Source organism: Clostridiaceae bacterium (genome assembly GCA_012840395.1).
Taxonomy (GTDB): Bacteria; Bacillota; Clostridia; order Acetivibrionales; family DULL01; genus DULL01.
In genome coordinates, this window is the sequence record DULL01000033.1 from 1 (window position 1) to 14303 (window position 14303).

General features: G+C 38.7%; 10 protein-coding genes. 5 read left to right on the forward strand and 5 right to left on the reverse strand.

The window, feature by feature from the left end; genetic code table 11:
- The first annotated feature begins 242 nt into the window (after nt 1–242).
- The 4 genes from GXX20_03975 to ligA all read left to right on the forward strand — a co-directional run bounded on the left by GXX20_03975 (nt 243) and on the right by ligA (nt 6244).
- The gene (locus GXX20_03975) at nt 243–1427 is read left to right on the forward strand and encodes a glycosyltransferase family 4 protein (GenBank protein HHW30821.1); all 1185 of its coding nucleotides are present in this window, start codon (nt 243–245) and stop codon (nt 1425–1427) included.
- Between the two features lie 151 nt (nt 1428–1578).
- The gene (locus GXX20_03980) at nt 1579–3246 is read left to right on the forward strand and encodes a ribonuclease J (GenBank protein ID HHW30822.1); all 1668 of its coding nucleotides are present in this window, start codon (nt 1579–1581) and stop codon (nt 3244–3246) included.
- A 33-nt stretch (nt 3247–3279) separates the two neighbouring features.
- On the forward strand, nt 3280–3984 hold the full coding sequence (locus tag GXX20_03985; protein HHW30823.1) for a M50 family metallopeptidase: 705 nt from the start codon (nt 3280–3282) through the stop codon (nt 3982–3984).
- Between the two features lie 259 nt (nt 3985–4243).
- Nucleotides 4244–6244, forward strand: a complete 2001-nt coding sequence (gene ligA / locus GXX20_03990; GenBank protein ID HHW30824.1) for an NAD-dependent DNA ligase LigA — start codon at nt 4244–4246, stop codon at nt 6242–6244.
- 357 nt (nt 6245–6601) lie between these two features.
- Here the strand turns inward: ligA and GXX20_03995 are convergent, their stop codons facing one another.
- From GXX20_03995 to GXX20_04005, 3 genes are all read right to left on the reverse strand, one after another.
- Nucleotides 6602–8338: a glutamine--tRNA ligase/YqeY domain fusion protein gene (locus tag GXX20_03995; protein HHW30825.1), complete on the reverse strand. Its 1737-nt coding sequence runs from the start codon at nt 8336–8338 to the stop codon at nt 6602–6604.
- A gap of 116 nt (nt 8339–8454) precedes the next feature.
- The gene (locus GXX20_04000; GenBank protein ID HHW30826.1) at nt 8455–9912 is read right to left on the reverse strand and encodes a glutamate--tRNA ligase; all 1458 of its coding nucleotides are present in this window, start codon (nt 9910–9912) and stop codon (nt 8455–8457) included.
- 354 nt (nt 9913–10266) lie between these two features.
- The gene (locus GXX20_04005; protein HHW30827.1) at nt 10267–10617 is read right to left on the reverse strand and encodes a hypothetical protein; all 351 of its coding nucleotides are present in this window, start codon (nt 10615–10617) and stop codon (nt 10267–10269) included.
- Between the two features lie 447 nt (nt 10618–11064).
- Here GXX20_04005 and GXX20_04010 point away from each other — a divergent pair, with 447 nt between their 5' ends.
- Nucleotides 11065–11565, forward strand: a complete 501-nt coding sequence (locus GXX20_04010) for a superoxide dismutase family protein (GenBank protein HHW30828.1) — start codon at nt 11065–11067, stop codon at nt 11563–11565.
- A 96-nt stretch (nt 11566–11661) separates the two neighbouring features.
- On the opposite strand, the gene GXX20_04015 is transcribed toward GXX20_04010, so the two are convergent.
- Both GXX20_04015 and GXX20_04020 read right to left on the reverse strand, forming a co-directional pair.
- Nucleotides 11662–12867, reverse strand: coding sequence for a cofactor-independent phosphoglycerate mutase (locus GXX20_04015; GenBank protein ID HHW30829.1), 1206 nt, complete (start codon nt 12865–12867; stop codon nt 11662–11664).
- A gap of 191 nt (nt 12868–13058) precedes the next feature.
- Nucleotides 13059–14189, reverse strand: coding sequence for a sodium ion-translocating decarboxylase subunit beta (locus GXX20_04020; protein HHW30830.1), 1131 nt, complete (start codon nt 14187–14189; stop codon nt 13059–13061).
- Between the last annotated feature and the right edge of the window lie 114 nt (nt 14190–14303).

Sequence of the window (14303 nt, forward strand, 5' to 3'; positions counted from 1 at the left end):
GTTATTGTAATATTAAACTGAGCCATGGTTCATCCTCCTCGGTTTGGTATTTGATGGTACTTATATTCTAACCGAGGTATGAGCTTTGGCTCAACTTCTTTTTACACCATTATATAGACTTAATCTAGGACAGAATCATAATACATAAAAGTGAGGCAAAAGTTAAACAATAAACAGAGCTATTATCTTCTATAGCAATAATTAAAGAAACAGTAGTAATAATTTGAAAAATGGAGGAATCTATGCGCATACTTATGCTGTCTTGGGAATATCCTCCCAGAATAATCGGGGGAATATCCAGAGTAGTACATGACCTTTCCCACAAGCTGGGGGAAATGGGAAATGACATTAATGTAGTAACCTGTTGGGAAAATGGCACAAAAGAAATTGAACTTCAGGGCAATGTCACTGTTCACAGGGTTCGCCCATATGAGAACTCCAATAATTTTATACAATGGGTGCTGCAATTAAACTTTGCGCTGCTTGAATGCTGTATAAAAATAATTAACCAAAAAGGCAGCTTCGATATAATCCACTCTCATGACTGGATGGTGGCTTTTGCATCAAGGACTTTGAAGCATGCCTATAAGATTCCGCTCATTTCAACAATACATGCAACAGAATGGGGCAGAAACGGAGGGATACATAACAGTATACAGAGCTATATTCACGGAATAGAATGGTGGCTTACTTATGAGTCCTGGAAAGTAATAGTAAACAGTTATTATATGAAAAAGGAAGTAGCCGGTATATTTAATCTTCCTGAGGATAAAATCCATGTTATACATAATGGAGTTGATGTCAATAAATTTAATGATGTTGCCAGAGACCAGGATTTCAGAAGGAAATTTGCCCAGGATAACGAGAAAATTATATTCTTTGTGGGAAGGCTTGTAAATGAAAAAGGAGTCCAGATTCTTGTTGAATCAATGCCCAAAATAATAAAAAATTATTGGGACGTAAAGTTCGTAATAGCCGGGAAAGGACCCCAGTTAGACTATCTCAGACAGCGGGTTGGTGAACTTCAGGTTGCAGATAAAGTTTATTTTACAGGATATGTGAGCGAAGAAGAGCTTAAAAAACTGTACAAATGTGCTGATATAGCTGTATTCCCAAGTTTATATGAACCCTTCGGCATAGTTGCCCTGGAAGGTATGCTGGCAGAAGTTCCTGTGGTAGTTTCAGATACAGGAGGTCTTGGTGAAATAGTACAGCATGGTATTGACGGAATGACAGCATATGTAGGTAACAGTAATTCATTGGCCGACTGCATACTTGAGCTTCTATTTAATCCGGAAAAAGCTGAGAGCATAAGAAAAAGTGCCCTGACAAAGGTTTACAGCAGTTATAATTGGGACATAATAGCAAAACATACAATGGACGTATATCATCAGGTGTTATCAGAAAAAAACAAAAGCAGTTGGTGAAATAAGATGACGGCTCTTTCTTGCATTTCTGTCTTGCTTGTGGTCTTCCTGCAAAGCAGGGTAAATATTTTGTAATTTTATTCAATAATATGTTATAATGGTTCTGGTTTATAAGTGATCGGAAAATATAATGATTTACGGAGGTTTTTTTGTGGCCAAAAGCAAGAAAAAATTAAAAATAATACCTTTGGGAGGATTACAGGAGATCGGAAAAAATATTACAGTCTTCGAGTACGGTGATGATATAGTAGTCGTAGATTGCGGGCTTGCTTTTCCAGAGGATGACATGTTGGGTATTGATCTTGTCATACCTGATGTAACATATTTAGAAAAAAACAAGGAGAAAGTTAGAGGAATAGTTATTACCCATGGTCATGAAGACCATATCGGAGCACTCCCCTATGTATTGAAAGACATTAATGTACCTGTGTATGGGACCAGACTTACATTAGGTCTTCTTGAATATAAACTGGCAGAACATAAAATGCTTGCAGATGTAAAACTTAATACTATCAAGCAGGGAGATACTATTACCCTTGGTTGTTTTAAGATAGAATTTATCCGCTCCAACCATAGCATAGCAGATTCGGTTGCATTAGCAATATACACACCTGTTGGGACGATAGTCCATACCTCTGACTTTAAGATTGATTACACTCCAATTGACGGAGAACCCATGGATTTGAAAAGGCTGGCCGAGATTGGAAAAGAAGGGGTGCTGCTGCTTATGGCTGACAGCACAAATGTTGAAAGGCCGGGCTATACCATGTCTGAAAAGACCGTTGGAGCAACTTTTGAAGAAATATTCATGAATTCAAGGGGAAGAATACTGGTTGCCACTTTTGCTTCAAATGTTCACAGGATACAGCAGGTAATAAACAGCGCTGTGAAATCAAACAGAAAAGTGGCAGTATGTGGCAGAAGCATAGTAAATGTTGTAAATGTGGCAAAAGAGCTTGGCTATTTGACAATACCTGAAGGTGTCTTTGTTGACATAGACAATATTGATAAATATAGTCCCGACAGGGTGGTCATTATTACCACCGGAAGCCAGGGAGAGCCAATGGCAGGACTGTCAAGAATGGCTGCTTCAGATCACAGGAAGGTGGATATCGTTCCGGGAGACCTTGTTATCATTTCAGCATCACCAATACCTGGAAATGAAAAAATGATTTTCAAGGTAATTAACGAATTATTTAAAAAGGGAGCGGAAGTAATATATGAATCCCTGGATGAAATACATGTATCCGGACATGCCTGCCAGGAGGAATTAAAGCTTATACACACCCTGGTAAAACCAAAGTTTTTTATACCGGTACATGGTGAATACCGCCATTTAAAACGGCATGCAAACCTTGCTAACAGTCTTGGAATGCCCTTGCAGAATATTTTCATAATGGATAACGGTAATGTGCTGGAACTTACTTCTGATTCAGCAAAGATGAACGGAAATGTAACCGCAGGAAAAGTCCTTGTAGACGGTTTAGGAGTCGGAGACGTTGGAAACATAGTTTTAAGAGACAGAAAACATTTATCCCAGGATGGACTTATTGTAGTGGTTATAACAATTGACAATGAAACAGGGGCAGTAATCGCAGGACCTGATATTATTTCAAGAGGTTTCGTATATGTCAGGGAATCAGAAGATCTGATGGAACAGGTAAAAGCAATTATAAAAGGTTCCATTGAAAAGTTTGAAAACAAGGGGAAAAACGACTGGTCATCCAAGAAAAGCATCATAAAAGATGATCTCAGAGAATTTTTATATGAAAAGACAAAGAGAAACCCAATGATTCTGCCTATAATAATGGAAATCTAGTTTTAAATATTTTGTGAGGAGAAAAAGAATACAATGAAACGTTTCTGGAAGTATTTGCTGATTCTGGTAGCAGTAGTTGCCCTGTGGAATACAGGTATCATTAAGCCACTGAAACTTTTTGCGGTTTTTCTTCACGAACTTGGCCATGCATTTATGGGCTTAGTTTTTGGATATGGATTGCAGGAACTTAATATAGGCTTCAATGAAAGCGGATATGCCCTGGTTAAGAGCAAAAGCTGGTTTTCCTCTTTTATGGTGGCAAATGGGGGATATTTGGGAAGTGTGCTCTTTGCACTGCTGATTTTATATCTAAAAAGGACATTCTTTAAGAGATACATACTAGGGACTTTAGCAGTTATTTTCATGATCGTTTCAATAAAGTATTCTGGATTTTCATTTACATTAATATATTCCATAATTTTTACAGCATTGGTTTTACTGATTTATATGGTTGATAATGAAAATGTTATAGAGTGGGCAATAGATATAATGGGTATTTCCAGCCTTGCTTATGCTGTTTATGATACTTTTGTTGATACCATACTACTTCAGATTAATTTAAAGTTCCACCTGATCAGAGGCTGGAAAGTTGAGCAGCCTCTTACGGACGCAGTTCAGCTTGCGCAAATGACAGGAATACCTGCCATAGTATGGGGCATCATATGGATAATAATATCAATGTTTGCAATTTATATGGTGTTGCTAAAAGATAATAAATCAAGGAAACGCTATTATTGAGATGGCATTACAGAAGGTTAAAAGCAAAAAGTAAATGGCCAGCCAGCAGCCAATGGCAAAAGAGAAATAAAATCCAGTATAAAGTCAATATATAGCCAATGGCTTAAGTCAATAGCATAAGCTAATATAAGGCTAATAAGCTAATATAAGGCTGATAGTATAAGCCTAATAGCATAAGCTTATAACAAAAGTCAGAACTCAATAACCAATTATAATAGCAGAACTATAAAAACAGAACCAAAATCCAGGGGGATGTTTTATGCGGGATGATCCATTAAAAAGAATAGAGGAATTACGAGAGATAATAAGCTACCATGATTATAAATATTATGTAGAAGATAATCCTGAAATAAGTGACCATGAATATGACGCACTGTACAGGGAACTGGAGGAACTTGAAAGCCAGTTTCCCCAGTATGCTTCACCGCTTTCTCCTACTCAGAGAGTGGGGGGAAAGCCTCTTGAAGGTTTCCAGAAGGTATTTCATACGATACAAATGGGAAGCCTTCAGGATGTTTTTAGTGAGGGAGAGCTTTATGCCTTTGACAGGAGAGTTAGAGAAGCCCTTCAGGAAAAGGTCGAGTATGTTGTTGAAAGAAAGATTGACGGGCTATCTGTATCACTTGAATATGAAAACGGGTTATTTGTAAGAGGAGCTACAAGAGGAGATGGACTAATAGGAGAAGATATCACCCAGAACCTCAAGACAATAAAGTCCATTCCCATGGTGTTAAAAGAAAAATTGCCTCAGCTTATTGTAAGGGGCGAGGTTTTTATATCTAAAAATGATTTTATTAAACTGAACGAAGCCCAGGAAGAAGCAGGAATGCCCCTCTTTGCCAATCCAAGGAATGCGGCTGCAGGATCTCTGAGACAATTGGACCCTAAAATAACTGCCGGAAGAAAGCTGGATATATTTGTATTTAACATACAGAAAGTAGAAGGAAGAACCTTTGCCACTCATTCTGAAACATTGGAGTTTATGAAAAGTGCAGGATTAAAAGTCATTCCGGGGTATAAGGTTGTAGGCAGTATAGAAGAAGCTATAGAGGAGTTGAAACTTATAGGGGATCAACGAGGAGAACTGCCTTATGAAATAGACGGAGCGGTAATAAAAGTTAACTCTCTCAGGCAGAGAGAGATACTGGGAAGTACTACGAAAACTCCTAAATGGGCTGTTGCATATAAATACCCGGCGGAAAAGAAGCAGACCAAAATAAAACAGATTTGGGTAAATGTTGGCCGGACAGGCGTTTTAACACCGAATGCCCTATTAGAACCTGTTCGCCTCGCAGGAACAACTGTAAGCAGGGCTACTTTGCACAATATGGACTATATAAAGCAGAAAGATATAAGAGTAGGGGATACTGTCTGGGTTCAGAAGGCCGGTGATATTATTCCTGAAGTCTTGGATGTGGTGTTTACAGAAAGGACAGGGGAGGAAACAGAGTTCCAGATGCCGGAAAAATGCCCTGTCTGCGGAGCTCAAGTCGAGAGGGAAGAAGGGGAAGCGGCTTACAGATGTATAGGAATAGAATGTCCTGCCCAGCTTTCCAGAAGTATTATTCATTTTGCATCAAGAGACGCTATGAACATTGAGGGACTTGGCCCGGCAAATGTGAAGGTTTTACTTGATGGGGGCTTTATACAGGGAATTGGAGATTTATATTACCTCCATGAAAAGAGAGAAGAACTTGAAAAAATACAGCGGATGGGTAAGAAGTCGGTTCAAAATCTTCTAAACTCAATAGAAGCTTCAAAGAACAATGATATTGACAGATTAATTTATGGGTTTGGAATTAGAAATATAGGTTTGAGGGCGGCGCAACTCCTAAGCCAGAATTTTGAGTCAATAGATGCCCTTTCAAAGGCTTCAGTCGAAGATATAGTAAAAATACCTGAGTTTGGAGAAAAGATGGCCAACAGCGTTGTAACATTCTTTAAACAAGAACAAACTGCAGATACTATATCTAAACTTCGGAATGCAGGTGTAAATTTAAGAAGCCTTGGAAAAAAGGAAATCAAGGATAACAGGTTTGAAGGATATACATTTGTGCTGACAGGAACTTTGCCCACATTAACCAGGGCACAAGCTACAGAAATTATAGAGTCATTTGGAGGAAAAGTATCTGGAAGTGTTTCCAAAAAGACCAGTTATGTGCTTGCAGGGGAAGATGCAGGAAGCAAACTAGATAAAGCAAAAACCCTGGGAATAAGGATAATTGATGAAGAAGAATTCAGGAAAATGATCTCAACTTAAATTTGAAAATGATTTCAACTCAAATTTTTTAAGCAAACTCGCTTAGCATTGCATCAGTTCGGTTCCCGCTTGTAGAAGCGAGAAACTACTTAATGCTTTGTTAAGACATTGTTTTCAAAAGATTCTTAAGACTTTGGAATAAAATAATGGTAATCTATTCAGACTCCAGATAGATTACCATTATATATTTTTATTGGTTTATTTATCATCAGCTAGCAAACTCGCTTAGCATTGTTGCATCAATTCAGCTCCTGCTTATAGAAACGAGAGACTTCTTAATGCCTGATTAAATGAATTAATTGGATTAATTTCAATAATTTCAAAAATAAAATCCGGATACCTGATTTAACCCGATTTTTATTTTCCTTCTTTAGACTCAATTTTAGCCCAGGTATCTTTAAGCCCTACAATCCGGTTGAACACCAGCTTGCCTTCACTGGAGTCCTTATCAACGCAAAAATATCCCATTCTTAAAAACTGGAATCTGTCACCTACACTGACATTTGCCAGGGAGGGCTCAATCTTGCAGTTGGTCAGAGTAATCAGTGAGTCTTTATTAATATAAGATGTAAAATCAACGCCTTCTTTTTCTTCACCCGGATTTGGAACGGTAAATAAATTGTCATAAAGGCGAACCTCAGCATTCAAAGCATGAGCTTCAGATACCCAGTGGAGGGTTCCTTTAACCTTTCGGCCGTCCGGATTCCATCCGCCTCTGGATTCCGGATCATAAGTGCAATGAAGTTCCACAATATTCTCATTTTCATCTTTTACCACACTGTTGCAGGTAATATAATATGCATGCTTAAGCCTTACTTCCCGTCCTGGAGACAGCCTGAAGAATTTCTTGGGTGGGTCCTCCATGAAATCTTCCTTCTCAATATATACTACTTTAGAAAAAGGCACCTTCCTGCTTCCCATATCAGGATTCTCCGGGTTGATCTCCGCATCGAACCATTCTACCTGGCCTTCAGGATAATTATCTATTACCACTCTGAGTGGATTCAGAACAGCCATTACACGGGGAGCTCTGGCATTCAGGTCCTCACGGATACAATGTTCAAGCAGTGCAATATCTACTATGCTGTTGGTTTTTGCAACACCAATACGGTCACAAAAATCCCTTATTGCTTCAGGAGTATATCCGCGTCTTCTCAGGCCTGAAATTGTGGGCATTCTTGGATCATCCCAACCTGATACATATTTTTCTTTAACAAGCTGCAGCAGCTTACGCTTACTCATAACTGTGTAGTTTAGGTTGAGACGGGCAAATTCAATCTGCTGGGGACGCTCTTCAAACCCAAGGGATTCAAGTACCCAGTCATAGAGAGGACGGTGGTCCTCAAATTCCAAAGTACAAATGGAGTGAGTTATGCCTTCCAAATAATCTGAAATGGGGTGAGCGAAATCGTACATTGGATATATACACCATTTATCACCCGTCCTATGATGAGTTGCCCTCAAAATTCTGTAAAGGACAGGATCCCTCATGTTAAGATTAGGGGAGGCCATATCAATTTTTGCTCTTAACACACGGGAACCATCGGGAAATTCTCCTGCCCGCATGCGCCTGAAAAGGTCCAGGTTTTCCTCAACTGACCGGTTACGGTAGGGGCTTTCTTTACCAGGTTCAGTGAGAGTACCTCTGTACTGCCTTATTTCCTCTGCAGACAAGTCACATACATAAGCCTTGCCGGCTTTTATAAGCTGTTCAGCAAATTCATACATTTTTTCAAAATAATCTGATGCATAATATAACCTGTCGTCCCAGTCAAAACCCAGCCAGCGGACATCTTCCTTAATGGATTCCACGTACTCCACTTCTTCTTTTACAGGGTTGGTATCATCAAATCTGAGATTAGTAAGACCTCCATTAAAAGCAGCAATGCCAAAATTAAGGCATATGGATTTGGCATGACCTATATGAAGATAACCATTTGGTTCAGGAGGAAACCTGGTATGAACCCTTCCTCCATATTTACCGGTTTCTTTATCACGGTCAATTATATCTTGTATAAAACTGGTAGAAATCGCGTTTACTTTACTATCAGCATTATTAGCTTCTGAATTTTTAATGTTTTCATTATCCACCATAATCAAATCCTCCTTCCGAAGCATAGGGACGGTTCTTCTGCTTCCAAAGTTATTGTTCTCACGAAGCATAGGGACGGTTCTTTTGCTTCCAAAGTTATTGTTCTGTTACTTGCTTCCTAAATAGAGTTTTCAAGCTTTTCAAAACCTATGCGTATCCTTCTTAATGTTTCCTCTTTACCAAGAACCTCTGCCAGTTCTGTGGCTCCTCCGGGAGTAACCTGCTTTCCTGAAACAGCAGTACGAACCGGCCAGAGTATCTGGCTATTTTTAATTCCCATTTCATTTGCTTTTGCTATAAGGGCTTCCCAAATAGTATCGTTATTCCATTCATCCAATTTTTCTAAAACAATAAGTGCCTCTCTAAGGCTGGTTAAGGAGTTTTCCAGCGTAGTCTTCATCTTCTTGTTAATATAAATGGAAATATCATAATCCGGTAACTCTTTAAGAAAATCAATATTGTCAGGTATAGTATTCAACACCTCGGTCCTCGGCTGAAGCAGCTTGCTTACTTTAAATAGATCTATTTTATCTTCAGGCAATCCTTTATAATACGGCTTAGCAAGCTCATGGAACTTTTCCGGACTTAGTTTTCTGATATATTCTCCATTCATCCAGTTAAGTTTATTTATATCAAAGATAGCCGGTGATTTACTAATACCCTTTATGTCAAAGACTCCTTCAAGCTCCTTAAGGGAAAATATCTCCTGGGTTCCCCCGGGACTCCAGCCTAATAAAGCTACATAATTAATAATTGCTTCTACAAGATAACCCATGGATATCAGATCTTCAAAGGACGGGTCTCCTGCCCGCTTGCTCAGCTTCTGTCCCGAAGACTTTAGTATTAGAGGTACATGTACGTAAGTAGGAATTTCCCAACCAAAGGCTTCATATAACAGGTTGTATTTAGGAGCAGAGGACAGATATTCATTGCCCCTTACAACATGAGTGATCTTCATAAGATGGTCATCGATTACATTGGCAAAATTATATGTAGGAAGTCCGTCTGATTTAATCAGAATCTGGTCTTCCAGAGTGCTGTTCTCAACAGTGATTGTCCCATAAACAGCATCCTCAAAACTGGTTGTTCCAGTGTCCGGCATTTTCTGCCTTATCACATAGGGCTCTCCTTTTGCCAGCTTTTCTTCAACCTCTTCTTTGGAAAGGCCAAGACAGTGCCTATCATATTTATATACCTGCCCTGCAGCTTCACATTCAGCTTTCTTTTCAGCAAGCCTTTCTTTCGAGCAGAAGCAATAATAGGCTCCACCTAGTTCAACAAGCTTTTTTGCCCATTTAATATAAATATCTTTCCTCTCACTTTGTACATAAGGGCCATAGGGGCCACCAATATCAGGACCCTCGTCATGCTGGAGTCCTGCCATTTTTAAAGTGTTATATATAACATCTGTAGCTCCTTCTATGTATCTTTCCTGATCTGTATCTTCAATTCTGAGAATAAATTTCCCACCAAATTTCTTAGCTATCAGATATTCATATAAAGCTGTTCTCAAATTTCCAATATGCATATACCCCGTTGGACTGGGTGCAAATCTGGTTCTAATTTCTGCAGCCATGTTATAATCTCCTTTTTCAAGGTCTAAAGTTATTATTGATTATATTATTTTGATAAATTTTCGTCAAGAATTGTTAAGTGTATGGAAAATGCCACATTTAAAGAATTTCACATTATAAGAGCCATATTCAAAAAGCTCAAAGCTCTGTAATGAAATATAGCCCTTTTTCAGGTGCTTGCGTTATTAGAATTATTCCGGGAATTGCTGTTCATCAGAAAAATTCACTTGCCAAGAATTCATAAAAAATATAATAATATGCTAAATATATAATAAAATGCTAAATAAAAAAAGAAAACAATATGCTATAAGCAGGGAAGAAATAATCCATCCTCCTGCTTATAGCCTTAAAAATTCTTACCTTTCCTGGGATACTCTTTTATTGATCATAGCGATAGATTCTTTGATTGCATCGTGCAGAACATTCTTTTCTTTTGGTAAGCTGGCGGCTAGTTGCTGGAGGTGGGTTTTTGCATTCTCTCTTCCGCGAATTCCAAGAGATTTGATGGTTTGTAAAAGTACTTCTTCGTCCTTCTCACTTAATAAAGAAATTAACAGGTTGTAGGTATTTTCGTCAGTTGCATTTCCAAATTCAGCGGCAAACTCAACTTTGGTCTGCGAATCTGCTTTTGCCAATTCTTTGTTGATCTTATTCCATCGTCGCCATTTGATGAGTCTTGCGATTTTATCTTGCTTTTTACCTGACATATTATACCTTCTTTCTCCTTAATGGAATTATTGTATAATACAACTGAGACGTGGAAACTAATCTGGATAAGACTTAGAAGATAGTAAATTTTGCTAATAAAATATTATCATAATTATCATGTCCTGTCAATGAAATCAGTGAGATCAACAAAACCGGAGAAATCAATAAACAAAATTAAACCAATGAATCCAATGAATAAATAAAACAATAAAACTATAAATCATAAAGCAATAAAACAAAAAATCAAAAATTAAAAAATTAAAAAATCAATAAATCAATAAATCAATAAATCAATAAATCAATAAATCAATAAATCAATAAATCAATAAATCAATGTAATGTTCATCTCTGGAAAAATTCTTGTATCAAAATACATTTAGTTTACATAAACTATAATATAGCTATTGCATATTATGGAATAAGAATAATTGGAGGAATAAAATAATATGAATCTATATAAAATGCCCGGAACTCCAATTCAACCCTGCATGGCTTATGCCGTGATCAGGGGAGGCCCTCTTGCTCCTCAGATCAGGGGAATAGTATGGTTTATAGATGTACAGGGAGGAACCTGGGTTGTTGTTAATGTAACAGGACTTCCCAGATACACACCGGGAAATGAAAACGAAAAGCCCGTAGGCCCTCATGGATTCCACATCCATGAAAAAGGTAATTGTGAAATAGGGGATCCCAATGATCCTTTTTTGGCAGCAGGAAATCACTGGAATCCAACAAACCAGCCACATGGCAATCATGCTGGAGATTTTCCTGTGCTGTTCTCAAATGACGGGATGGCCTCCATGGCTTTCTTCACAAACAAATTCAAGCCTTTGGAGGCGGTAGGGAAAGCCGTCATCATACATCAAAGCCCTGATGACTATCAGACACAACCTGCAGGAGGCGCCGGCAAACGTCTTGCATGCGGCATAATAAAGAGGGCTTACTAAGCTTTGCACTAAACTTCAGATATGCTTTGCTTAATAAGCCCCGACATATAAAATTATTTTAAATAAATTACAAATAAGTAAGTATATTATGGCAAATTATTTAAGGAGCTTGTCCATCATAAGGTATCCTTCATTTATCATAATACCGCTTGACCTTGCCTCATACTCATCAAAGCTTTCAACACCGGAATCCTTACGCTTACTTTTCTGGTAAAGCACATAGGGAACCGGTTCGCCGGTATGGGTACGCAGAGACAAGGGGGTAGGATGATCCGGCAATAGCAATATCCTATAATCATCATACTTATCTAGCCCTTGTAACAAAGGCCCTACTATTTTTTCGTCAATAAGTTCAATAGATTTAACTTTATTCTCGATTTCATGCCTGTGCCCGCACTCATCAGGAGCCTCAACATGAATAAAAACAAAATCCTGTCCTGATTCAAATTCTTTAAGGGCAGCTTCAGCCTTGCCTGTAAAATTAGTGTTGATGTTTCCTGTAGCCCCTTCTACATCACATGATTTGAGGCCGGCACATATTCCAATACCTTTTACCAGGTCAACAGCAGAAATTACAGAGCCTTTTATGCCATACTTTTCATAAAAGCTTGTGAGAGAAGGCTTTCTCCCATTACCCCACAGCCATATTGAATTGGCAGGGCGAAGCCCCTTGGCGATTCTTGCCTTGTTTACAGGATGGTTTTTAAGGATATCATAACTCTTAACCATCATTTCAAGAAGCATTTTACTGTTATCGCCCTTGGGCAGATATTCTGTAATCTTCTTTTCCAGGATATCGTGAGGTGGGGTAAGGTCATATTTCGAGTTATCACCTCTAAGGACTAAACAATGACGGTAGCTGACCCCGGGGTAGAACTCCACTTTGCTGCTTTTTAAAAGAAGATTGAGTTCCTTTATAAGCTGGGCTGCCTCCTCAGAAGATATTTCATCGGAACTGTAATCCACCATTGTCTTATCTGCATATTCAACCTCATCCGATAGGGTAACAAGATTACACCTGAAAGAAACATCATCAGGCGACAGGTCAATACCCATGCTGACGGCTTCCAAAGAGGAACGGCCGGTATAATACCGCACAGGGTCATATCCCATAACAGAGAGATTTGCTACATCGCTGCCCGGAGGCAAACCATCCGGAATTGTCTTAACCATTCCTATTTCCCCATACTTTGCCAGAAAATCCATATTAGGTTTATATGCATACTGCAAAGGTGTTTTATTGTCTAATTCTGGTATAGGATAGTCAGCCATCCCATCTCCAAGTACAACAGCGTATTTCATGAGCATTGACCTTTCTATTAATTAATATCAACTAACAAAACTAATTAACAAACTAATATCGCACATTCCAGCCATCTAAATTTGCAAAGCTTTTTTTCTAATAACCAAAAACTATTTACTTATCTTTAAACTATCTGCTCTCATTTAACAGACTACTTTAACAAACTACTTTAACAAACTACTTTAACAAACTACTTTAGCATGCTGAGCAATACTCCGGCAGCAACAGCTGAGCCTATTACACCTGCCACATTGGGACCCATTGCATGCATGAGCAGGAAGTTGCTTGGATTAGCTTCTTGTCCGACTTTTTGTGAAACACGGGCTGCCATGGGTACTGCTGAAACTCCTGCTGAACCAATAAGTGGATTAACTTTTCCTCCAGTTGCCCAGTACATAATTTTTCCGAACAGTACTCCACCAGCAGTGCTTATTGAGAAAGCAACCAGGCCTAACAATATAATTCCTAAGGTCTTAGGATCCAGGAATGTTTCACCTGTTGCAGTGGCACCTACCGACAAACCTAAGAATATGGTAATTATGTTAATCAGCTCATTTTGAGCAGTTTTACTGATTCTTTCAACAACACCGCTTTCACGCATTAAATTTCCAAACATGAGCATGCCTATCAGCGGAGCTGCATCAGGCAGGAATAAGGATACTATTAAGGATACCAGTATCGGGAAAATAATTTTCTCAACTTTGGATACCGGCCTTAACTGCTCCATAACAACTTCTCTTTCCTTCTTAGTAGTTAGAGCTTTCATAATAGGCGGCTGTATAATTGGTACCAGAGCCATGTATGAATAAGCCGCAATTGCTATGGGACCAAGCAGATGGGGAGCTAATTTAGTGGTAACAAATATTGCAGTAGGGCCATCTGCTCCGCCGATTATTCCTATTGCTCCTGCTTCCTGAGGAGTGTAGTTCAATATTATTGCTCCAAGGAAAGTAAAAAATATTCCTAACTGGGCTGCCGCACCTAAAAGCAAGCTCTTAGGATTGGCAAGAAGGGGACCGAAGTCTGTCATTGCGCCTATACCCATAAAAATAAGCGGAGGATATATTCCAAGCTTAACTCCCTGATACAGGTAGTAAATTAGGCCTCCTTCATTATATGAGCCAAGGTTGGCAAAAGGAAGATTTGCCAAAAACATCCCGAAAGCTATGGGCAAAAGAAGCAGAGGCTCATACTTTTTTGCAATTGCAAGATAAATCAAGATGAAAGAAATAGCTATCATTACATACTGCTGCCAGGTTCCTGTAACAAAGCCCGAGGCTTCAACTAGATTAATTATTGTGTTTATAAAATCTGAAAACATTATTTTGACCGTCCCTTTTCAGTTATATTTTTCGTAGTTTTTAATGGAGATTCTCGCTTTATACCCTTCGTTATCTACGACATTAATGAACATCACATCGGGTAGTTCCTACCC